At 41.0% G+C, this 22,120-nt stretch carries 20 protein-coding genes; 3 read left to right on the plus strand and 17 right to left on the minus strand.

Annotated elements, in window-relative coordinates; genetic code table 11:
• Positions 1 to 170: 170 nt before the first annotated feature.
• From radC to ACIFOD_RS01605, 15 genes are all read right to left on the minus strand, one after another.
• Positions 171 to 881, minus strand: coding sequence for a RadC family protein (gene radC, locus ACIFOD_RS01535; protein ID WP_113969496.1), 711 nt, complete (start codon positions 879 to 881; stop codon positions 171 to 173).
• Positions 882 to 909: 28 nt separating this feature from the next.
• On the minus strand, positions 910 to 1,482 hold the full coding sequence (locus tag ACIFOD_RS01540) for a Maf family protein (protein ID WP_430313228.1): 573 nt from the start codon (positions 1,480 to 1,482) through the stop codon (positions 910 to 912).
• A 186-nt stretch (positions 1,483 to 1,668) separates the two neighbouring features.
• Positions 1,669 to 2,646: an SPOR domain-containing protein gene (locus ACIFOD_RS01545; protein WP_430313229.1), complete on the minus strand. Its 978-nt coding sequence runs from the start codon at positions 2,644 to 2,646 to the stop codon at positions 1,669 to 1,671.
• A gap of 103 nt (positions 2,647 to 2,749) precedes the next feature.
• Complete coding sequence (locus tag ACIFOD_RS01550) at positions 2,750 to 3,193, minus strand: type II secretion system protein (protein ID WP_430313230.1); 444 nt, start codon at positions 3,191 to 3,193, stop codon at positions 2,750 to 2,752.
• Between the two features lie 7 nt (positions 3,194 to 3,200).
• Complete coding sequence (locus tag ACIFOD_RS01555) at positions 3,201 to 3,971, minus strand: hypothetical protein (protein WP_430313231.1); 771 nt, start codon at positions 3,969 to 3,971, stop codon at positions 3,201 to 3,203.
• Positions 3,968 to 4,594, minus strand: coding sequence for a PilN domain-containing protein (locus ACIFOD_RS01560; RefSeq protein WP_430313232.1), 627 nt, complete (start codon positions 4,592 to 4,594; stop codon positions 3,968 to 3,970). Before ACIFOD_RS01560 ends, ACIFOD_RS01555 begins: the two co-directional genes overlap by 4 nt.
• Entirely contained in the window at positions 4,594 to 5,556 is a 963-nt protein-coding gene (gene pilM / locus ACIFOD_RS01565) for a type IV pilus biogenesis protein PilM (protein ID WP_430313233.1), read from the minus strand. Before pilM ends, ACIFOD_RS01560 begins: the two co-directional genes overlap by 1 nt.
• A gap of 14 nt (positions 5,557 to 5,570) precedes the next feature.
• Positions 5,571 to 6,314, minus strand: a complete 744-nt coding sequence (locus ACIFOD_RS01570) for a prepilin peptidase (RefSeq protein ID WP_430313234.1) — start codon at positions 6,312 to 6,314, stop codon at positions 5,571 to 5,573.
• Positions 6,315 to 6,320: 6 nt separating this feature from the next.
• Positions 6,321 to 6,794, minus strand: coding sequence for a competence type IV pilus major pilin ComGC (locus ACIFOD_RS01575; RefSeq protein ID WP_430313235.1), 474 nt, complete (start codon positions 6,792 to 6,794; stop codon positions 6,321 to 6,323).
• Between the two features lie 110 nt (positions 6,795 to 6,904).
• The gene (locus ACIFOD_RS01580) at positions 6,905 to 8,116 is read right to left on the minus strand and encodes a type II secretion system F family protein (RefSeq protein ID WP_430313236.1); all 1,212 of its coding nucleotides are present in this window, start codon (positions 8,114 to 8,116) and stop codon (positions 6,905 to 6,907) included.
• Positions 8,117 to 9,160 carry a type IV pilus twitching motility protein PilT gene (locus ACIFOD_RS01585; protein WP_430313237.1) on the minus strand — a complete coding sequence of 348 codons (1,044 nt, stop codon included), beginning with the start codon at positions 9,158 to 9,160 and terminating at the stop codon, positions 8,117 to 8,119.
• A 9-nt stretch (positions 9,161 to 9,169) separates the two neighbouring features.
• Entirely contained in the window at positions 9,170 to 10,831 is a 1,662-nt protein-coding gene (locus tag ACIFOD_RS01590) for a GspE/PulE family protein (protein WP_430313238.1), read from the minus strand.
• A gap of 21 nt (positions 10,832 to 10,852) precedes the next feature.
• Positions 10,853 to 12,229 (minus strand): VanW family protein, encoded by a 1,377-nt coding sequence (locus tag ACIFOD_RS01595; protein WP_430313239.1) that lies wholly within the window; start codon positions 12,227 to 12,229, stop codon positions 10,853 to 10,855.
• A gap of 22 nt (positions 12,230 to 12,251) precedes the next feature.
• Entirely contained in the window at positions 12,252 to 12,989 is a 738-nt protein-coding gene (locus ACIFOD_RS01600; protein ID WP_397552059.1) for a PRC-barrel domain-containing protein, read from the minus strand.
• Positions 12,990 to 12,999: 10 nt separating this feature from the next.
• On the minus strand, positions 13,000 to 14,226 hold the full coding sequence (locus tag ACIFOD_RS01605) for a hypothetical protein (RefSeq protein ID WP_430313240.1): 1,227 nt from the start codon (positions 14,224 to 14,226) through the stop codon (positions 13,000 to 13,002).
• Positions 14,227 to 14,340: 114 nt separating this feature from the next.
• Here ACIFOD_RS01605 and ACIFOD_RS01610 point away from each other — a divergent pair, with 114 nt between their 5' ends.
• Genes ACIFOD_RS01610 through ACIFOD_RS01620 form a run of 3 tightly spaced genes read left to right on the plus strand, consistent with a single transcriptional unit; the run spans position 14,341 to position 17,296 of the window.
• Entirely contained in the window at positions 14,341 to 14,871 is a 531-nt protein-coding gene (locus tag ACIFOD_RS01610) for a type IV pilus modification PilV family protein (RefSeq protein WP_430313241.1), read from the plus strand.
• Positions 14,813 to 15,400 carry a PilW family protein gene (locus ACIFOD_RS01615; RefSeq protein WP_430313242.1) on the plus strand — a complete coding sequence of 196 codons (588 nt, stop codon included), beginning with the start codon at positions 14,813 to 14,815 and terminating at the stop codon, positions 15,398 to 15,400. Before ACIFOD_RS01610 ends, ACIFOD_RS01615 begins: the two co-directional genes overlap by 59 nt.
• A gap of 15 nt (positions 15,401 to 15,415) precedes the next feature.
• A complete protein-coding gene (locus ACIFOD_RS01620) occupies positions 15,416 to 17,296 on the plus strand; it encodes a polymer-forming cytoskeletal protein (protein WP_430313243.1) in 1,881 nt (626 codons plus the stop codon).
• Positions 17,297 to 17,333: 37 nt separating this feature from the next.
• On the opposite strand, the gene ACIFOD_RS01625 is transcribed toward ACIFOD_RS01620, so the two are convergent.
• Both ACIFOD_RS01625 and ACIFOD_RS01630 read right to left on the minus strand, forming a co-directional pair.
• Positions 17,334 to 20,222 carry a vWA domain-containing protein gene (locus ACIFOD_RS01625; RefSeq protein WP_430313244.1) on the minus strand — a complete coding sequence of 963 codons (2,889 nt, stop codon included), beginning with the start codon at positions 20,220 to 20,222 and terminating at the stop codon, positions 17,334 to 17,336.
• Between the two features lie 122 nt (positions 20,223 to 20,344).
• Complete coding sequence (locus ACIFOD_RS01630; RefSeq protein ID WP_397552053.1) at positions 20,345 to 22,057, minus strand: sensor domain-containing diguanylate cyclase; 1,713 nt, start codon at positions 22,055 to 22,057, stop codon at positions 20,345 to 20,347.
• Positions 22,058 to 22,120 lie beyond the last annotated feature (63 nt).

Raw genomic sequence — 22,120 nt, forward strand, 5'->3', positions numbered from 1 at the left:
TCTATCCTCGTAATTTTCGTCACAATAATTGTTCGTTCATGCATAACGAAAAGACTCATTCCCTTGAAGAATGACTCTCTTTTTTCAAAGACTGCGTTATATAGAATCACCATATTGTTTGTAAAAATCATAAGCTTAATTATATCGCAACCAGGAAAAAAATCATAGTGTCATAAATACCCTTTTTCCTTTAAACTGATAAACTTCTTCTCCCCTATTATAAGATGATCGAGTATATCAATACCAATGATTCGACCACATTCTACTAATCTTTTTGTCACCTCTATATCTTCTCTGCTTGGAGTCGGATCTCCCGATGGATGGTTATGGATACAAATGATCGATGCGGCGGATCGTCGGAAGGCTTCCTTGAAGACCTCCCGGGGGTGCACGATGGAAGCATTCAGACTTCCAATAAAGATGGTTTGCTTGTGGAGAACTTGATTCTTTGTGTTGAGGTATAAGCATACAAAATGCTCCTGGGCCAAAAATCTCATGTCGTTCATGACATAATTGGCTCCGTCTTCAGGGGAACGGATGCTATATCTGTCGTCAAAAGCCAAGTTGCTGATTCTTCGACCGAATTCGACGGCAGCCATGATTTGAACCGCCTTTGCAAGGCCGATTCCCTTCGTTTTCGTAATCTCTTCCAGGGAAGCATCCTTTAATAGATTCAATCCATCAAAGTGATTGAGCAGACGGTTGGACAGTTGCAGAACAGACTCGGATTTCGTACCGGTCCGGAGTAGGATAGCCAGCAGCTCCTGATTGGATAGGCTTGCTGCCCCACTTTGAATCAATCTTTCCCGAGGTCTTTCATCTTGAGGGAAATCCCGGATCATCAGCCTGTTTTCTTCATGCTGGGGTATTGTTTTAACCATTGGTTCCTCCTTTTCGCACGCTTGGGAGTCACTCTGGTTGAAGATAGCCCATTTCAAGTAAAACACGATTCACTCGTGAGATGGGTAAGCCAACGACGGAGAAATAATCGCCTTTGATTTCTTTGACAAATTTCGCTCCGATTCCTTGGATACCATATGAACCGGCTTTATCAAAAGGTTCTTCAGATGCAATATAATCGTCGATCTCTTTAGAAGTCAACTCCCAAAACGTCACATCCGTTTTTTCATAAAAGAGTTCCTCCACGTCACCACGCAGAATGGCAACCCCCGTGTAGACAGAATGGGTAGAACCGGAAAGCATGGATAACATTTCTTTCGCTTCCTCTTTGGATTCCGGTTTACCAAGAATCTGGTCATCCTTCGCTACGACGGTGTCTGAACCGATTACATAGTGAGTGGGGTATTGATTCGAGATTTCTTTCGCTTTTTTGCGGGCAAGATACATCACGACTTCATGGGGCGATAGATCAGATGAAAAAGTTTCCTCTACAGTAGAACTGATAACGGAAAAAGAAAGTTGAATTTGTTGCAGAAGTTCTTTTCGACGAGGAGATTGTGAAGCGAGTATGAGGTTGGACACACCATACCAATCCTTTCAGGGTAGAAATTGGGAGATACATGAATATACTACCAAATTCCGCCTCTTTAAACAAGTAAAAATAGAGCCGGCACTCTTATGGTCAGTAAGCATAAATCTGACAAAATGAGAGAGGCTCTATTTTCGGTAAAAGATTATTTCCTAGAAAATAGTCTAATCCGGTCGAAATTATAATCCACTGTAAAGTTGCAGGTAGGATAACAGCTCTTCCTGAACTTTCTGGGCATCCTCCCGGGACTTCATCGCCTCCGCGAGATTCCCTGCATTGACCAGGGACTCTTTCATGGACGCGATAGACTCTTGACCCACCTTGATTCCTTCCAATTCCTTCACTCCGGATTGAATGGTTTGAATCGTCTTTTCATCAGGCGTTCCACCGACCATTCCACTGCTGCTCTCCATAGCTAAAGTGTTGTAGAGCCCATTTCCTTTTTCCAAAAAGGATTTCTCTTCCTTTGAAGCATTTATTCCTTTAGCTCCAAATACAAAATCTTTTGCAAACACGTCTACCCCTTGTTCCTTCAATTCTGCTCCAAGCGATTTGGCTGTTTCAAGATCTCCCGAAACACCCAATAAAAGAAAGAATTGTCCATCCTTTTCCACACTTGCGCTGCTCAACCCTTTTCCTGCTAAGCTGTCCTTCATGGCATTAAGCGATTCCTTTGTTGAAAACACACCGCCTTGAAGGATCGACGTTGAGAAATCCTGTAATTCAACAGCCGATACAGACTGCTTCCCTTCCGTATTTCCTTCCGCTGTCGTATCTTGCAGCGTTGCCGCCGGCGCCGAAGGACCATCTGTTGTCGTAATGACTTTAAGCGTGCCGAATCCCAGCACCGCTCCCACCACAACCGCACCAATTATGGACATTAGAAGATTGACAGAGTCCTGAAAAGGATTTTTGAAAGACTTGCGCTTCTTCTTGTTCCCTGACACATAATTGATTTTTTTGTATTCCTTAGGAGGCTGGGCTTCCTCATCGTCGGGAAGGACCCAATCGAATCCATTGTCTTTCGCCTCTTCCCCGGCAGCTGCTTCAGACTCCCCCGACTTCCAATCATAAACAAGAAGCTCTTCATCAAAATTTGTTTTTTCACCATTAATTTTAATAGATATCTTTTTATCTTTGTCTCTTTTATTATTCATCATCGCCACCCTCCTTCATCTATTTTTTTCCATGCTATCACATCTAATAAAAAAAAGAACAAGACTTTTGTCGTCTTGTCCTAATAGGTTTTCGTCAAATTTTTCAGTTTTTCTGCAGTGATTGAATTGAAAGGGTAGAAAACGGGATTTCTTCCCTATCTCCGTTTCCATTTGTACAGAGATTATACTCTTCCCCCAGTAAACAAATGGATATCACACTCTCCTCGTCAGCCAAAACATAAGAGGATTCATCCGGTGCCATAACTGTTTTGGAATGGGGATCCAAGATCGGTTCTATCAATTGAGCATCTATCAACTCTTTATACGTAATCTTACCCGTTACCCTTTCTTGAAGCATGGCATCCTTCGCATAGTATTGCGCTGAACTTTTCATCGTAAGGGCATTTGCCACAAACGCCTGTTTCTTTGATTTTTCAATCAGATTGTTTATCGCCAATACAGCAATGACGGCTATGATCCCTAAGATCACGATAACAGCAAGCAATTCTACAAGCGTATATCCTCTTTCATTTTCACGCATTATCATCAAACCTTTAATTGGTATCTAGTTCTTCTGACTTTTGTTCAGGGAACTGCTGAAAAGGATTCTTTTTGTTAGAAGGCAGGGGTGCATCGAGCTTCGGCAGCTCCTTCTCAAGTTCTACTAAACCAGGTAAATAAAAGGCGGACACGACTAAATTCAATTGAATATTTTCGAATTCATCTTGGTATTGCAGTAATTCAGCCGGTCCGCTGAAAGAAATCTGTTCTATTTCCACGATGCGATGCAGCTCTTCTAATTTATTGATGAACTCCTCTATCTCGAAATAGCTCTTTGCTTCTACAGAAATCGTGGCTGTCAGTTTTTGAAGACCTTGTGGAAGGACCACAACAGGTGCCGGGTTCACTTCAGTGCCTTCTTCAGTTACTTCACCATCTGTTTGGGAAACATCATCCCCTGCGCCCAAGGTTTCAGTTGCAGGAAGATCTACGGCACCTTCTGTAAATTCAATGCTTGTGATAAAACTGTCTGAGACGATTTCTGCTTTTTCCAAATCGATAAGGAGCTGCTGAGTGAGGGGCTTGACCGGAACCTTTTGTTGTAGTGAACTCGAATTTTCAAAGGAAGCCTGTTTAATGGAAGAAATCTTTGAATCCAATGCTTCAATCAGCTTCTTTTCCGTATTGATTTCATTCTGTAGACTTTCTTTTTGATTTTTCACGGGTAGATAGTAGAACCATACTCCCCCAAGGATGAGAAATACTGCGATAACGATGGATGTGCTGATCAGTAACCATTCTTTTTTCTCGAACAGTACATTCATTCCGAATCGCCTCCCTGCTCATCGGAAGTTTCCTCTGATTCCATTTTCTTTATCTCTACTCTATTTAACGTTACTTCATACTGACCTATATACCTTGGTAAGATGGTTTCCGTATTAACGGCTGTCAGACTATCATTTTCAGAGATGGTTTCTGTAGCAAGCTTCAATAAGGTTGCTTCCTGAATGTACCGGGATTCCTTCAAATGCGTTAAATAAAACGCAGCTTCACTGCTTGTGTCAAATTGAATCGAGAGTTGGATACTCCCATCTTCAGCGTATGTAAATTGCTTCACGAAACCCCGTTCCGGCAGTAATTCGACCAGGTGATTCAAGACCGGCACCGTATCGATGGGATAGCTTTCCGCCCATCTGACTGCACTCTCCAATTGTACCCAGGCATCGGATGATTCAAAATCAGAAATGCTTTGTTCTTTTTCAGCTCTGAGCTGCTTGGTACTCTGTAATTCCGTCGTCAGGACGTCCACGTCTTTTCCAATATTGAAAGCCAGCAGAAAAAGAACAAAAAGAGCAAGGATCCCAACGGATAGCACACCGATAACCACATACAGCCACTGACGACTCCCTTTTTCATTTTGAGGTAATAAATTGATATCGACGAGCACTATATCACCTCTTTTAATCCTAAACCAATGGCGAGTAGAAACGCACTCGATAGTTCTTCATTGGTGTAGGCGTCGCGTGCGGCTGTCGGCACCTGGATAATATCGATCTCAAACCGATCTGATAAAAGGGTGTGGATTTCCCCTACCATGGGATGGTCACCCGTTACGTATATTTTATTAATCATTGCTTCATCATTTGTCAGTGTATATCGGTAAAAGCTGATCACTTTGTCTATTTCTTTCATCACTTCATCAAACTGAAGTGATTGAATATCCTTTTGATACCCTCGATCATCCATGACTTCCCGATCCTCCCCTAAACCGATCGGCCTGAAAAATACAGGCTGATGATCATGAAAGATTGATACGGTCACATTAGCCTGATTGAAATAGAGGAGCATTTCATGGTCTTCTCTATGAGTTAGATCCAATGAGTGAACATATCGATAAAAGGCAAGTGGACTAATATCCGCCACAACGGGCTTTAAATGGGCATCAGTCAGGATCTGCTGATATTCCATGACAATATCTTCCGGTGCCGCCACAAGGATGATTTCTTTCTTGTCTCCTTTATTTCCTACGACCACCACATCAAAAACCGGATTCTCAAAAGGCAGGTGGATACTCGTACCGATTTCCAGGAATAAGTGGCTCTTCACCTCATCATCCTCAATATTCGATGATATCTCCATCTTCCTGATGATCATCTGAGTATTCGGTACGATGAATTGAACTTCCCTTTTCTTGATACCCCAGTCGAGGACACACTCTTCCAACAGTGCTTGAAAAGCTTCTTTTTCAATGATTTTGCCATCGGAGATCATCCCGTCAGCTATTCGTTTCTCTCCAAAATGGTGAATATGTAAAGGAGACACCGATTTCAATTCTACAAATCGAATCCATTGATCACTGATGACGATATTGATTTTATTTTTATTCTTATTGAAGAGACGTGATAACATCTTGAATGACCCCTTTAGCTATATAGAGAAAAATACCAATCCAGGATTGGCTGGTGAAAGAAGTATGCTGCGAGTGTTCCTAATACGATATATGGACCGAAAGCAATGGGTTCCCCTTTTTTGAAAAAGCCAAGCATCAGGCCCGCAATACCGGCCACCGTCCCAAAAAGGGTAGCGAGGAAAAAGGAAAAAAGCATCACCTTGACCCCCACAACAAAACCAATGACAGCGAACAGTTTAATATCACCGCCACCCATTCCCCCTTTGCTGAAGATGGCAATCAAGAGAAGCAGACAAAAACCGGTAATACTACCTGCAATGCTGTCCCACCAAGGATGTAACGGGATGAAAATCCTTTCTATGATGAACAGTACTGAAAAAAACATCAGCACTTTATCAGGAATGACCATATATTTCAGATCACTGACCGTGATGATCATGAATAAAGAGACAAGTGTAAGAGCGACAATCAGCTCCGGCTGGAGGCCTAACATAATATAAGAAAGTAAGAATAAGAGTCCGGTAGATAGTTCCATCAATGGATAAAGAGGAGAAATGCGCCCCTTACACTGAGCGCATTTTCCCCCTTGCATGATATAGGATAGTACTGGTATCAGTTCCTTGGCCGTCAGCGTATGCTGGCAGTAGGGACAAGCTGATCTTGGTTTGACGATTGACTTTTTGAGCGGTATCCGAAGGCCGACTACGTTGTAGAAGGAGCCTAGGAGGAGACCGTAAAGGAATAGAAGTAAATACATGCTCTATTAAGGTGTTACAGTAGCAGTAGCGGTCCCATCTAACTTAACATCATCGCGAGTTAGAGAATCCGGATCTTTAGTTACAAAAAATCCAGTGGTTGCTACGTTATTATTTGATAAAGTAACAGTATAAGAATAATTTCCAGTACTAGCATCCTTAGTGATGAATACTTTACTGGTTGCTTCATCATAAGTACCACCTGATGGAGCAGATAACTCTTCTAAATATCCATCTGAAATCAAATCTGAAAGGGATATTTCAGTTAAATTAGTGTTGTTTGCAGTAACCGCCAATCTAGCCCCACTCACCATCTGCTGAGCATTCGCAATATGAGCATCCTTCTTCGAGTTATTAATCAACCCACCAATACTAGGAATCGCAATCGCCGCAATGATCCCTAAAATAACGACAACAGCAAGTAATTCGATAAGCGTCAATCCGCGCTCATTTTTCAATCTTTGACCCATTTTCTTTAACATGGAAATTCCTCCTGTATATTTATCTTTTACTAAAAACTAGTAATCTAGTACTAGTATACAACAATCATCCGACAAAAAAATCAAACTTTTTGTAAAATTATAGGTATTTTCTAATAGTTTTGAACATTATTGAAGATTTCGAACATCGGAACGAGAATCGAGGTCACGATTGTCCCGACCAAACCTGCCAGCATGACGATCATGAGTGGTTCTATCAGTGATTTTAGACGATCCGTGGCACTTTCCACTTCTTTTTCATAGAAGTCCGCGACCTTTGCAAGCATTGAGTCAAGGGATCCTGTCTCTTCCCCTATGGCGATCATCTGCGTCACCAATGGAGGAAAAGCCCAATGCCGTTTCATAGGGTCTGTAAGGGAAGTCCCCTTCTCCAATGACCTCCGGGATTCACCGATTACTCGTGCCACCACTTCATTTTCCACAACTTTTTCAACGATGGCTAATGCCTGCAGGATAGGGACTGAGCTTGAAAATAATGAACTGAGCGTTCGCGTCATTCTCGCCAGTACCGCTTTCTGCAGCATCTTTCCGAAAATAGGCACTCTCAGGATGGCATAATCCAGATAATACTTCGATCGTTTGTCTTTTCTTAACATGGCCAGAGTGAAAGCAATGAATACAAAAAACAAAATGATAATGTACCAGAATTTTTGCATGAATTCACTTGAAGCAATAACAAACTTTGTAATGGTCGGTAGTTCTCCGCCGAAATCGGACAGCATATTCACGAATGTAGGCACAACGGCAGCCAGTAAGAATATCACGACCCCGATGGCAATGACGCCGACAACCATTGGATAAGCTAATGCCGAAATGATTTTCTGTTTCGTGATATGTTGCTTTTCATAGTGAGTGGCGAGCCCCTCCAATGTTTCATCCAGGCTTCCTGACGCTTCCCCGGCCTTAAGCATATTGATCAGCATTGGTTCAAAAATCTTCTTGTGACGGGAGAAGGCTTCAGATAGTGGGTTCCCGTCCCGCAATTCATCTTCTATTTCCTTAAGTGCTTTGCCGAGTGCCTTACTCTCTGTCTGCTCGGCCAGGATATGAGTCGAATCAACAACTGTGACCCCGGCTTGAAGAAGGGTCGCAAACTGGCGCAGAAAAATAACAAGATGCTGTAATTTCACCGGATTTCCGATCGTTATGTCTTTGGTCATGAGTGTCTCAGGCATTTCCAAAATATCAATGACCCTTACTTCCTGTTTCTTCAGCTGGATGAGGGCATCTTTCTTGGATGATGCCGTGATAATCCCCGTTTTTTTTCCTTTTTGGTCCCTGCCCGTGTACTTATAACGTCCCATTTATTGAGGAATCTCCTCTCTGCTATAAGGAAACGCCATTTCCTTTGAAATGATGCCACTTTCATAAAGCCTCATCACACTGTCGCTCATGATGTGCATGCCTGAAGTTTTGGACGTCTGCATGACATTTTGAATTTGGTGGACCTTTTCGGAACGGATCAAATTGGCGATCGCCGCATTATTCATGAGAAGCTCTGTCGCTGCCCTTCTTCCCTTTTTATCAGTGGTGGCAAATAATCTCTGTGAAAGGATCCCGACTAGGACCGATGCCAATTGAACGCGGATTTGCGATTGCTGCTCCGGCGGGAAGACGTCTACGATCCGCTCGATGGTGGCCGGGGCACTGGATGTATGAAGGGTCGCCAGTACCAGGTGACCGGTTTCCGCCGCCGTGATGGCAGTATGGATGGTCTCAAGGTCCCTCATCTCTCCTACGAGTATAATATCCGGATCCTGCCTCAGTGCACTTCTCAACCCTTTTGAAAATGATTTTGTATCAAATCCTACTTCCCGCTGATCGATGATGGATGCCCCATGTTTGTGCAGGTATTCTATGGGGTCTTCAAGGGTGATGATATGCTTTCTCATTTTCCGGTTCATATAATCTACGATAGATGCAAGTGTGGTCGACTTTCCACTCCCCGTAGGTCCAGTAACAAGGAAGAGACCCTGTGGTTTTTCAGCAATCGTCTTCAATACATGGGGAAGAAACAATTCCTCCATTGTAGGAATGGAAGTCGGAATGACACGTATGGCCAAAGATATGCATGAACGTTGTTTGAATGCATTCACCCTGAACCTTGAAACGCCTGGGATTCCATAGGAAAAGTCCAATTCACCCACTTCTTCAAAAGACGGATACATCGTTTCAGAAATGATGGCTCTAGCCATTGATTCCGTGTTATCAGGCAGCAAATTTTCCTTACCGAATCTTTTCAAGTCCCCATGTATGCGGAAGATAGGCGGTGAGCCGACTGTAAGATGGATATCGGACGCGCCTAACTCGTAAGCAGACTTTAGAAGATAATCAACTTTTTCTTTCAATTCATTCACCTACTCTGAAATCGCTACTCTTAATACTTCTTCGGTCGTGGTCATGCCCTGTTTTACTTTCAGCAAGCCGTCATCAATTAAGAAGATGGTTTTATTCCGTACGGCATGCTCCCTTAACTTGGAGAAGGGTTCGTTGTTCAGAATGACCTTCTTCATTTCATCATTCATGACGAGGACCTCATGAATGGCAATCCGACCTTTGTATCCTGTCATATTACAGGAGGAGCAACCCTGCCCTCTCGTGATGGTCTCGATCTTCATTCCCCTTTTGGCGAATATCTCAATCTCCCGCTTGGTAGCCGGCATCTCTTGTTTGCAATCACGGCATACCTTCCTGATCAAGCGTTGAGCCACGACCCCGCTTAGTGATGAGGCAACCAAAAAGGGTTCTACACCCATATCCAATAGTCTCGTCACCGTACTGATTGAGTCATTGGTATGGATGGTACTCAACACGAGATGTCCGGTTAAGGAAGCGCGGATGGATACTTCGACTGTCTCCCTGTCTCGAATTTCCCCGACCATGATGATATTCGGATCTTGACGCAAAATGGCCCGAAGCCCCTTCGCAAAGGTCAAACCGACATTTTGATTCACACCGATCTGGTTGATACCCTCCAGCTGATACTCAACGGGATCCTCGATTGTAATGATGTTCACTTCTTCACTATTGAGGTGATTTAGGGCAGCATATAAAGTAGAAGACTTCCCTGAACCGGTTGGTCCCGTGATGAGTACAATCCCTGTCGGCTGCTGAATCATCTTCATGAATCTCTGTTGATTTACCTTGTTGAATCCAAGTTTTAAGAGGTCATTCAGGCTCGAACCTAAATCCAGAATCCTCAATACAATTTTCTCTCCATAGACTGTCGGTAATGTCGACACACGAAGGTCGATTGGATGAAAGTCGATATTCACCTTAATCCTCCCGTCCTGAGGCACCCTGAATTCGGTTATGTCGAGATTCGCCATGATTTTAAGCCTGGCAATCAACATACTTTGCATGTGCTTCGGGAGATTTCTTTCGGTCCTAAGAATTCCGTCCACCCTGTAACGTATGACAACTTTTGTTTCCTGAGGGTCGATATGTATGTCACTCGCTTTTTGGGTCACCGCATTTGACAGGATTCCGTTCACTAATCGAACGATGGGTGAATCGGAATCCACCACCGTATCTTCTTCTGCTCTATTTAGATCCCGATTCTCCTGGAATAGGTCTTCAAATCCATCCTCTAAGTCATAAAACTTATTGATGACTTTCAGAATATCATCCTTGGTTGCAATCGCTGTCTCGATTTGAAAGCCTGTGGCCAAGCGCAGATCCTCGATTGCGTAAAAGTCCAACGGGTCGCTCATGGCTACAAAAAGCCTATCCCCTTCTCTTTTAAGAGGGATCATCAGGTTCCGCTTAGCCGATTCTTTAGGAATCAAGTGGAATAAATTCGTTTCAAAGGGGTATCTGTATAGGCTGACATGGGGAATCCCCAATTGAAATTCCAGTACTTCAATCAACTGCTGTTCCGTAATATATCCTCTTTGAAGCAGGGCATCCCCTAACTTCTGTCCCTTCGCCTTATCTTTCAGGGTATCTTGTAACTGGGATGCGGTTATGATCCCTGCTTCAACCAGCAGGTCTCCAAGCCTCTTTCTAATCGTGGTCACCTTATCACCCGCTTTTACGACTTATTTAATGTCTTTTTTCTTCTTTGGTTTTGCTTCTCCATCTGATGGCCTTGAAGAATCCTGGTCGGCAGGATCTTCCCTTTCCTTCTCTGGGGAATGGTTCTCGTTCTCTTCCTCATCCATTGAGGAAGTGTCATCCTTTTCCCCATCATTCGATTCTTGATTCGATGATTCTTCACCATTCTCCCCGGTTGGTACATTATCAAATGTTCCACTTGGGGTTTCCTGTAATTCCTGCAGCGGATAAACCGCAATCTTATGCTGTGGTGCATAAAAATCTTCATTGATGAGTTCTTCTGAAAGGATTTCACCTGAAGAACTCAGTTTTTGCTTATAGACCCGGATCAGGACCCCGTCTTTCCCTTCTTGTTGAATATCGACGCTTCCTTTTTCAACAAAAGGGCTAAACTGTTTAATCACGCGTGGAGGGAACGTTTCCTTTTCCGACAAACGGACATTATAAGAGTTTGGAAAAGGGATTCCCTGCAATTGAGCCTTGATTCTATTCTCTTGGATGGCAAGCTTCAGCTCATAACCAGTTGAATTAGGATTGGTGATGACAAAATCCTGGTTATTCATCGGATTGAATTTCGCTTCAAAGCCAAGTGTCACATAGTTAGGAAGCAGCTTGCTTATATTTCGTTCAATGATAGAAAAGTTGGAATGTAAGGTGATCTGATAGAGTAGTGATGCAACCGGACTTAAATCAGCCTGTGATTCAACTACAAAACCTTCTGTTTCCAGGAAATCCGAAAAGGAAAATTGGGAATTGGGTACAATGGGAATGGAGGGATAATTGTCTATAAAGCTCTTAATCGTTGGTGTAACCTCTAATTCATTCGACACGGCCTCATACAGGACTTGTGGAGACTCATTACTGGCTACATAATCGTATATCAGTATGCTCTCTTCTTTATGAAGACTACCAGCCAAAGAGAGGATATACTCCCGTAAAGATGGTAGGTTGATGTCTTCTCCCCTATAGTCAGCGAACTGATTTGAAAGAAACGCATCGAATGCCTTTTCATCCATCGTCACAATTAAACTTGTGTTTTCATTATCAACAAGTTTCTCTATGCTTTCTTCCAAATGAAATTGAAAGAGAGATGGGTCGATTTTGGCTGTTTCTCCATTGAAATCAAACATCAGGTTTTGATTTACCTTCCACTCCTCTACTTTCTCATCCAGTATCTTCATTGCTTCTTCTTTGTTTGCTCCACCCAGTTTAATAGATGCAACCGCTGCATGTTTCGATAGATTGAGTGACTTAACAAAGAACGTTTCATAAGCAAAGACGCCTAAATGAGAAAATCCATATAGAAAGAATGTGGATAAGAACAAAACGGTCATCAGTTTAACAAGTAGACCTTTTTTCACACTAGGCGCTCCTTCCTGACTCCTACTTAATATTCATCGTTAAATCAACAAAAACAGATGGACCTGCGTCTTGAGCAGCTTTAATATCAGCTTCGGTTAGAGATGAACCTTTAGCAATTAATAGATTCCCCTCTAAATTATATATATCTTCAATCACTCTTTTTCCTGTAAGTAATTGAGTCTGTTTCGTTTTAATGGTCTCTAAGCCATGTGGTTGCGGTTGTAAAGGCAGAGTCTCTTCTTCAAAAACAGGCTCAGGGCTTACAAGTTGATCAAATGATCCTTTAAAATATTCAGCAGCGTCTTCGTTCACAATTATGATATCTTTCCCAAATGTTAGAACATGTTCCGTACCAAGGAAAAACGTGTTGTCTTGAGCATTCAATTCTAAGGAAACAATAGCCCCGGTTTCATCATCCACATAAAACTCTTGAATGTTGCCGATCATTTGGCCTTTACGGGTCATCACGCGGGTATCGTTAATTTTAATTTTTTTATTCACCAGCTGGTTCGCAATCGGGATTTCATTTAAATCGATTACGGCATTCTCATTTTCGACGGTGACGGCATATTCCCCTATTCCAACTACCTTTTTAAACGGGATCGCCTTCACACTGACCTGCCAATCTTCATGCTCGATGGTCAGAAAATCAACTGAGCCCTTTTCCGGATTGATTACAAGGGATTTGACCCTCCCTATTTCACTTCCATCGGATATACTGATAATCGGTAAAGCTTTCATTTCTGCACTCTTTTTCATGTCATCTCACCTATTCTGTCAATTTAATTTCGTTTAACTTTTCCCATGCAAACTCATTTGTTTGCTCAATGTCCATTTTAATGTACGGATGCTCATTGAATCTCTTTGAAATCCCGTCAGTAAACATTTGTAAGTCATCGTATTGCTCTGTTGAAATGTAATGATCCATTAATACTCTTGCAAATGTATAGTAATCTTGATCGTGTAAACTTGGATGTAAGTAATGCTTAATCATGTTTTCTATCTGGTGGGACGATAAAATGCTCTTCGAGAGTGTGATTTGTTCAATCATGGTTTTCATAACCTCTCTCATGATCCTCGATCTTTTAGGAAGTGCGTGTACGTGAAGGTCTTCTTCACTGATATCTTCAGCAATACTATCCTCTGTATCCTCAAATATTTCGGGGTCCTCACCTTCAACAAAATCATCTTCCAATTCATCTTCAGAACCCGGTAAGTCCTCTAAATCTTCTACAGGTTCCAGTTGATCATCAACTACATCTTTCATTTCTTCATTTTCATTCTCAATGGTCTCGTCAGTTTCATCAATTATTAATCTTTCAATCTCACTTAAAACGATATCAGAAGACTCATTTCCTTCTTCTATTTCTTTTTTAGCTTCGTTATCTTCGTATTCACCGGCATTTTCTATGAACCACTCACTTTCATCATCATCGACCTTTTTCGGCTCAGTTTCAACGGCAGGGTATCCCTCTATGATATCGACAGCTTGTAATGGTTCATCTTGTTTTATAGAACCATCTGTTTCAAAATCTTCTTCTGCCACGTCTACTTCGATTTCATAAAGTTCCTCCAATTCAATTGGAGCTATTTCTTCTTCAACCGGAACGGAATTCACAGTTTCCTCAATCAAATCGAATTTTTCTTCCTCAGCTTCAGTTTCATCCTTTTTATTATGTAAATTACCCTTTAATCCCTTATGTTCATGGACTATTTGCATAGGTTCTTCTTCCAAATCCACCTCAGTGCCGGTAGCCAGGACTAAAAGACCACTGAATCGTTGTTCAATCACATAAGAAGAAAGACCTAGCAAAACCATTAACATGATTCCAATCATCCAAATTGGATACTGGGTTGATGCGACTAATCCAAGGAGCGTTAAACCGAATGCAATACCGGCAATTAGTAGTTTCCCTTTTACGCTGATGCCTATCGGAATAAAATATAAAATAGGTAGCAATAGAATAAGTGCAAGTAATGAAAATAGGTAGATCATCTTACATTCATCTCCTTCCTATGATATATTTCTTATAAATCAGACTTTTTTTAACAAGTTTCGACTACTAGATATTGTATAATAAAGTTAGGTATTTTGAAAGCGGGTGTTGGGTTGAAACTTATAAAAATATTTAAAAATAATAGAGGCTTCACTTTAATTGAACTTTTGGTTTCAATTACAATCCTGGGAATCGTCCTTTTAAGTTTCATGAATTTCTTCCTTCAATCCAGTACATATACGAATGGCAATCAAAAGAAGACAGTGGGAGTAAATGTAGCCAGAAATGTCTTAATGTTTATGGAAAAACAAAACTTCCTTGAGATCAGGGACTACTTCTATGAAGTGAATATAGGAAGTAAAGATCCGACAGATGAATTTTATAAATTATTCATTTGCGGGGATGAATATCATACCTTCTCTAACTTCTCTACTGAATCAGAAATGATTGATTCCTGTCCGGACAAGAAAAATATAAATATAAACGGGTTAGAATATGAGACTGAGATTTATTCCGGAGAAGTCACGAACCCTGATGAATTAGATTACTATATTCCCATTACAATCGAAGTTAGGTGGAATATCAATGATAGAGAATACAGTACGACTGTGGATGGAAAAGTTAAAAGCGAAGATATCCGATAATAGAGGCATTACCCTGGTTGAGTTACTACTTACCCTATCCATATCGGCTATCCTGTTACCCGTTACATACGGGGCAATGATTACCGGCTATAAGGTTTATGAGAAAGTTTCGATCGATGCACAATTGAGGGAAGACGCAGATTATGTTTCTGCAATGGTAATGAAGAATCTTTATTCATACCCTTTCGATACAATTGAAGAATGCGTGCCATCCTCTTCTACTTGTGTAAAGTTTATAAACAGCAGTGAACTATCTGTAGCGCCCTATTCAGGAAAATCCTTCTATCAGGTAGAGGAAGAAGAGATTGTGAATGATGAACAAATCTTGCAACTAGTTCAAGTTGGGGAGAAAAAACAATGGAGCTTTGACGGGGCAATATTAACTACACCTTCTGACTTTTCGGGATCCATCATCACTTCCACCTGCACTTCTAAACCTTGCAATGAAGCGATCATACAGCTATCGTACAAAGTTTCACATCCTAATTTCGATAAAACCCTTAATTTAGAGAGCAGCATCGGATTTTAGAAGGGAGAAAACAGCTTGTTAACCAATCAAAGAGGAAATGCCTTACTTACCGTTTTAATTACATCTCTTGTTATGGTGACAATCGGTATGGCTATCATAAGTTCGACGATAGGTGGAGCTAAACGAACTGAAGTCAGAGAGACCGACATTGACATTACATATGAAGGGCTAAAGGCAGCAGAAGAAATTTCATCCAAGCTTGTCTATCAATTGCAGCCCACAAGGGAGTTAGAAATCAGTACATTGACACCAGCGAATATAAATTCGAAAGTAGCAGCCTTTTTTCAATCTTCCATTCTTCCATCCTATCAGTCTATCGATAGAATAAAGTGTGTCACCATCATTGATGTGAGTGGGACCAGTGCAATGAACCTACTGGGTGACCACTGTACGAAATCCAACACTCCTGATTTCAAAACCTTTGAGCTGGACTATCTTGGCACCAATCTTACGAGAGTGTATGAAATCCTGATTCAAACAAAAAACCCTTCTTCTGAACAAGGGAAAGTGGAAAAGACCGTTCGAAAAAGGGTCATTTTATCGCCCGTCCCAAGTTTCCTTAAGTATACTCTAGGCTCAAGGGAACAACTTCAATTGAATGGATCTCCACATCTGGTCGGTAACATTTATGCTAACTCTTTAGGCATAAGCGAAGAGGCCAACTACCAACTTTCTAATAAACAGGATAAAACATACCCAGCACCATTCCCGTCCGTTATCGGGGACTTGTATACAAGCTACAACAAAGCGAATTATGAACATATGAAAAGTCTGATAACTTCAAATCAGTTTTATCCGCTAATAGAACCTCCCAAAGTAAAACAGGATAGTCAATTTACTGATATTTCATTTAATCAAACGTACGAAGAAGAGGTTAGCAAGGTATTAGAATCTCTTGATCTACCAATGAGAAATAACATTTCCCAAACAAATTTAATGAGTTCAATCAGAACTGCTTTTCCTTCAAATTCCTTCTCTCCTGCCCTTGTTGAAGATGGGATTTTGGATGAAAACTCCCAAGGGAAGGTTAAAGTGAGTGGAAACATTACTATTAGAGGGCTACAGTATTCAGGGGTGGACCTGCTTGTAGATGGTGATGTGAATATTATCTCAAGTTCTCCAATGAATATCGGGAATATCATTTCGACTGGGAATGTGACGATTTCTAATTTAGATAGAGAAATGACCATTGATAATATCGTGGCAGCAGGAAGAGTATCCATAGAGGCAAATTCACCCGTAATGCTCCTGGAGAATATAGTTAGTTTTGATCATATCTCTTTTCAATCACAAAATTCCACTTCCGTCATATCGGGAAATGTATTTTCAGGGAGGAATTTAACCATACTGGGTGATGCCAATGATCCATCCGGTGAGAATGATGAAATCAAGTTTGATTCCGTCATTTACGCAAGGGGAAAAACAAGTATTTCTAACTTGAATATAACCGGCAAAGAGAGTGAAGACGGCACAAATAATACTGGAGAATTAATTTTACTCTCTAAAGGAGAGTTACTATTAACAAGAATGAATGAATTTCAGTATTATGCTCAGGAGAAGGAAAAAAATGAATTACGTTTGTTGCCCGATCCAGCTGAGGGCATAAAGCCGTTACAAGCTTTTTTCTACACGGATAGTGACGCTACCCTTTATGGAGTTGGTTCATTATTTTATGTTAACGGAGGTGTCTTTTCAAAAGGAAACCTTACAGTGAATGCTGTTCGTGGGGACGTAGACAATATCGATGACGCAAATCAGATCTCCCCCTCAAATCAGCAAGAGAAACTGTCAAGATTCATCGTAAACTATAACAAAGATGTCCTTCTTTCAAAGCTGGATACTTTACCAAAGGTTGAAGCCCTCTCATTAATCAGTGATGAGATAATAGTTGAATGAAAAAAGGGAGGTCCATTATCAAGGACCTCCCTTTATATCACCATCTTCCATCGATATCCCCATCTCCGGTCTCCGGGTTTTCAGTTTCATCTTCTCCTGCAACGACTTCGAAAATCGCAATCGCCTTTATATCAGGATCTTCTTCAGAAGTAACCGTTATCGTCGTTACCCCTGTATTTTTAGGTATAACCTTCCAAACTCCATTTTCTTGAACGATGTCCACAACATCGTTACCTGTGTCGACAACGTTCTCTATGTTTTTATTGGTTGCATTTTCAGGATTGAATACTAAATGAGAGTGTATATCTAATGCGTTACCTTCCAGCAATAAAGTGTACTTCGATTTTGTAAAGTCCATGCTTTCCAGATTTACAATCCTTGACTTAACAATGACCCGGATCATTTTTTTGTATTTCCCATTCTTGGTTTCAACTTCCACTAGATCCTCGCCGGGAGATAATCCTGTCATTCGGTTCTCTTTGGTGGAATTGACTTGACTGTATGAGGAGTTAATCATTCCATCATCACCTTGTAGAACCCTCACATTATAATTATTGTTCGGTTTTCCAAACGGGAAGATATCGATATTGAATGACTGGGTTTCTCCAACATATAATTCAATTAATGAAGGTACACGTATTAATTCGTCACTCTCGATCCAAATGGTACTTTCAATAATGTAATCCTCTATTGCAAAACCGCCAACGGCTTTTACCCGGATTTCATTCTTCCCGAAACGATCAATGATTTTCGTATCTTCCAATTCAATTTCTGTCCATTCACCGTTTGTTTCTTCTTCATTAAGAAGTTGATAGTGGTAAGAAACATTTCCTCCAGGAATACCGTTAGAGAGATAGAATTCCACTTCATTCGAGACAGAAGAACCATCATCTAAAATATTTTCTGTGAGTGGGTCTTTTACTATTAATTCAGGAACGAATGGTAAAACAGCGGTTGCTCCATTTTTGTAGGTAACAGTAAGCTGTGTGGGTTCACTCTCCAATGATTTTACAGGCATAATCGGGTATCGACTATCCACTCCAGCTTCCAGTGTTGCTACAACACTTTCCGTTTGCCCCTGTATTTTAACCTTCTTGATCGTACCGTTTGAATAACCATCAAATGCAAATTCTCTTCCATTTTGCAATTGACGTGTTCTTACTTTCGCGCTGATTTCGTTATTATTCGGGCTCAGATTACTGCTCACTTTGTTCCCATATCGTGAATCGATATAATAGACTTTCGCTTGTGGCATTTTCACATTATTAATGGCCCAGACGGCGTTCATCGTTACAGGTATCTCAAGTGCAGGTTTAGTAAACGCACCGTTTTCAAAGCTCATCTTTTGTTTAACCTTGATTATGGCAACTTGTTGTCCATTGATATTCTGGATTGTTACATCAGGGCTTTCTTTAACGCTGATACCCTCTGGTAAGGGCTGGTATATAGTAATCTCACTTAAATCACCTTTTGCTTTCGGATTTACCAACCCGCCAAACTCCAGTTTGAACTGTCCTGTGAAAGTATTTGTTTCTTTTCCATCCTCAACAATTAAATTGAACAGGTCTTGATTGATTTTATTTAAGTCTACCCTTCCTGTGACCGATGCAGGTGCATCATCTTTCACTTCAATCGTCACAGACTTTTTATCACTTGATCTCCATTCTGTTTCTTCTGCCGTTTTATACTGTACTTTCAAATCCTTAAACGTATAGGATCCCTTATTGGAGAATTCCACCGGAAGCGATACTGTAATAGGAGTTGGTACCCCCTGCCCTACTTCGTATACTGTGGAAAATGGCAAATAAACTTTATTATTCATCACTTTGTATTGATTTTGGTCTACTGTCACATTTTCCGGCAACTGTACGACAATTTCGCCATCCAATTTGACTGAATTCAATTTGTTGGCTAATTTTTCGAATGCATCGGAAACGCTCCCTTCACTGGCTTTGATGAAGCTACCCGACGTTTGCTGTGCCAGCATTTCGAGATAACGATCGTCCAGATCTCCTTCTCCATAACCAAGGGTATGCATGGTGATTTTATCGTTGTAGATTTCCTTGGATACTTCAAGGCCTTTTTGTTTGATAAGAGCTTGAACGTACTGGCTGTACTTCTCTAATTCATCCATTATATACCAACCTGAATTCATGGACTTCCCGTTGATAGAAAAATCATTAACATATAAATAATTCACATCGCGATTTTCGATAGAAGCTATTCTATGAAGCCATTTATCATAGTAGTAATTATATCTATCTTGATAATCGAACTTCACTAGCTGTTCCTCTTCAATAAATTCGTATTTATTACAAGATTTATTTTTACAGTCTTTGTAACCTACTTTTTCAATCGACGTCGCAATCATCGGTTGTCCATCGGTTAAGAAGACAATGTACTTTTCATTCTTGGAATCTTTCAGCATATTCTTCGCTGCACGCAAGGGGTCTGTATAATTGGTGCCTCCATAAGCGGTGGTATGTAACATGGAAGTTTTAATGGCATCGAGGTCATTACTTAATGGAAGTATCGTTTCTATATCTGAAGAAAACGTAATAAGAGAGAATCGATCATTACTTTGTTTGTTTTTCTCAAAGAATTGTACGGCATTGGTCAGCCCATCCTTTGCATTTTGCATTTTATCCCTGGTGCTATTCATCGACCCTGACTTATCAAAGACAAAAACGACGTCTATAGGAGGTCGATTCGTTTCTTTCACCTCTCCTATTGGATTGATATGAAAGTCTAATGATGCTTTGGCATTACCATCCACCGGTTTAACAATTACTTCTTGGGACGGGGTAACATTGAAGTCTACTCTTAAATCTGAAGTTCCCTTGGCATAGGTGTATGTCGAATTAAAAATAAATGCCAGAAAAAGGATGAAAAGTAATAGCAGTGGAATCTTTCCCTGATTTCTCATAATATCCCTCATTTGGTTATCCTATAATGCTTTTATTATATCAATCTTCAAACTATTATAATAGGACTTAATACTCAAAATAAAGAAAAAAGATGTCTATTGTCGAATAGACACCCTTTTAACTATTTCACATACTGAGCCACCCGATTCCGCCCTGCCTGCTTTGCACCCGTATAAAGCGCGCGGTCCGCATGGCGGATGAGTGCCAGGGTATCTTCTGCATCTTCAGGTGCGGTTGAAACTCCGATGCTTGCGGTGATCCGGACCATCATCTGTTTGTTGGATTCATCGAGGCTATCATGGATGGTGAAGGGTTTGTTGGCTATCTCACCCCTGACATGCTCTGCCAGGATGAGAGCTTCATCCCGTTTTGTATCAGGAAGAAGGATGACAAACTCCTCCCCTCCATACCTGGCAACCGTTCCCCTGGTATCAATAAGGGTACGAAGGCGGTCTGCTAGTTCAATCAGGATTTCGTTACCGCTCTGGTGACCATAGTTATCGTTAATGACCTTGAAATGATCAAGGTCGAGCATGATGAGGGATAGACTTTTCCTTTTCCCGACATCGAGATGACTGAATTCCAGGGACAGGAGATCTTCAAAATAGCGGTAATTGTAAAGTCCTGTCAGGGCACATCTCTCACTGTTTTTCTTCGTTCGTTCATGATGTCTTGCATTGGCGATGGCCACCCCGAAATAGGAGCATAAAATATCGACGATCATCAATTGATATTTTTCATAGGCTTTCTTTTTGGAAGAAGCCAATAGAAGGATCCCCCGTACCTTTTGACTTCTTACAATGGGTACGCACAGAACGCTTTCCACTCCATCAGGCATGTACCCTTCAGCGATCCCGGTCCATTCTGATCGTGAAGTATAGAGGACGGACTTCCCTGTTTCCCATACTACACCGCTGATCCCCTGGCTTTTCTTTAATGGACACAGGTTATTGGACTTCATTTCTCCATTTTCAACCCGTCTTAACAGGACAAGTTCTTCTTCCTTGCAATCAAGGATATAGGCATATTCAACCGGCAAGGTCTCAATGATCTTCTCGATGAATATATCAAGCACTTCATTCACTTTAAGGCTTTCCGTTAACTGGTGACCGATTTCACCCGCTTTTTGAAGGTATTCATTGATCTTTTCAGAAGAGTTATACATCTTCAAGATGATCGATAAGCTCACAAAAGGGATACCAATCAATAAAGAAGCGAAGGCTCCCAGTTCAAACGTTAAATAATAGAGAGATAAAGAAAGTGGGAACATGATCATGTTTGCCGTAAAATCCCATACAAAGTCCTTGCTGTAAAAGCGAACATCACTATTCACCAGATAGTGTTGATAGAGCAGAAGCAGTATCTGGTTGACCATGATCGATACGATTTGATAACTCAATATAGGAAGGATTAATTGACTGATATCTCTTAAACCGACTTCTCCACCGAATAAAAAATAGACCAGACCGCTGACTAATGAAACGATATAGAACATGACAGAATTCAAGGGGATTCTATGCCAATCATTTTTGGTCAATTGAAGCCGTATGAGTAATGGAATAATAGAGAACTGCATGAGGATGATCTCAACAAATAAACCATACTTTATAAACCCTACTAGGGTAACCCACTGGATGAAGAAGATGGTCGCACCATTTATCACAATGGGCATAAGCGGGATAAAAGTAGCGAAAGCCACCAATGTTAATAGCTCTAACTCATTTCCTGCAATATTCTCAGGAGGATAGTATTGATAGGTCATATACAAACCAGCAGGTACAACGGCCAGCCAGGTCAGCAATATGTACAGCTTCTTTTTTACTGATAACGTCATATCTATCCCCCATAGGTCCACAATTAATTTAATATAGTTCGATCATACTATACTAGTTAAATA

The organism is Rossellomorea sp. NRS-1567 (assembly GCF_050467885.1).
Lineage (GTDB): Bacteria > Bacillota > Bacilli > Bacillales > Bacillaceae_B > Rossellomorea > Rossellomorea aquimaris_C.

Bases quoted from the DNA above. Each gene is read 5' to 3' on its own strand.
- ACIFOD_RS01605 (WP_430313240.1), bottom strand. From the start codon at position 14,226: ATGATCTACCTATTTTCATTACTTGCACTTATTCTATTGCTACCTATT.
- ACIFOD_RS01575 (WP_430313235.1), bottom strand. From the start codon at position 6,794: ATGTTAAAGAAAATGGGTCAAAGATTGAAAAATGAGCGCGGATTGACG.
- ACIFOD_RS01570 (WP_430313234.1), bottom strand. From the start codon at position 6,314: ATGTATTTACTTCTATTCCTTTACGGTCTCCTCCTAGGCTCCTTCTAC.
- pilM (WP_430313233.1), bottom strand. From the start codon at position 5,556: ATGTTATCACGTCTCTTCAATAAGAATAAAAATAAAATCAATATCGTC.
- ACIFOD_RS01630 (WP_397552053.1), bottom strand. From the start codon at position 22,057: ATGACGTTATCAGTAAAAAAGAAGCTGTACATATTGCTGACCTGGCTG.
- ACIFOD_RS01600 (WP_397552059.1), bottom strand. From the start codon at position 12,989: ATGAAAAAGAGTGCAGAAATGAAAGCTTTACCGATTATCAGTATATCC.
- ACIFOD_RS01625 (WP_430313244.1), bottom strand. From the start codon at position 20,222: ATGAGAAATCAGGGAAAGATTCCACTGCTATTACTTTTCATCCTTTTT.
- ACIFOD_RS01580 (WP_430313236.1), bottom strand. From the start codon at position 8,116: ATGGGACGTTATAAGTACACGGGCAGGGACCAAAAAGGAAAAAAAACG.
- ACIFOD_RS01545 (WP_430313229.1), bottom strand. From the start codon at position 2,646: ATGAATAATAAAAGAGACAAAGATAAAAAGATATCTATTAAAATTAAT.
- ACIFOD_RS01615 (WP_430313242.1), top strand. From the start codon at position 14,813: ATGATAGAGAATACAGTACGACTGTGGATGGAAAAGTTAAAAGCGAAG.
- radC (WP_113969496.1), bottom strand. From the start codon at position 881: ATGGTTAAAACAATACCCCAGCATGAAGAAAACAGGCTGATGATCCGG.
- ACIFOD_RS01550 (WP_430313230.1), bottom strand. From the start codon at position 3,193: ATGATAATGCGTGAAAATGAAAGAGGATATACGCTTGTAGAATTGCTT.
- ACIFOD_RS01555 (WP_430313231.1), bottom strand. From the start codon at position 3,971: ATGAATGTACTGTTCGAGAAAAAAGAATGGTTACTGATCAGCACATCC.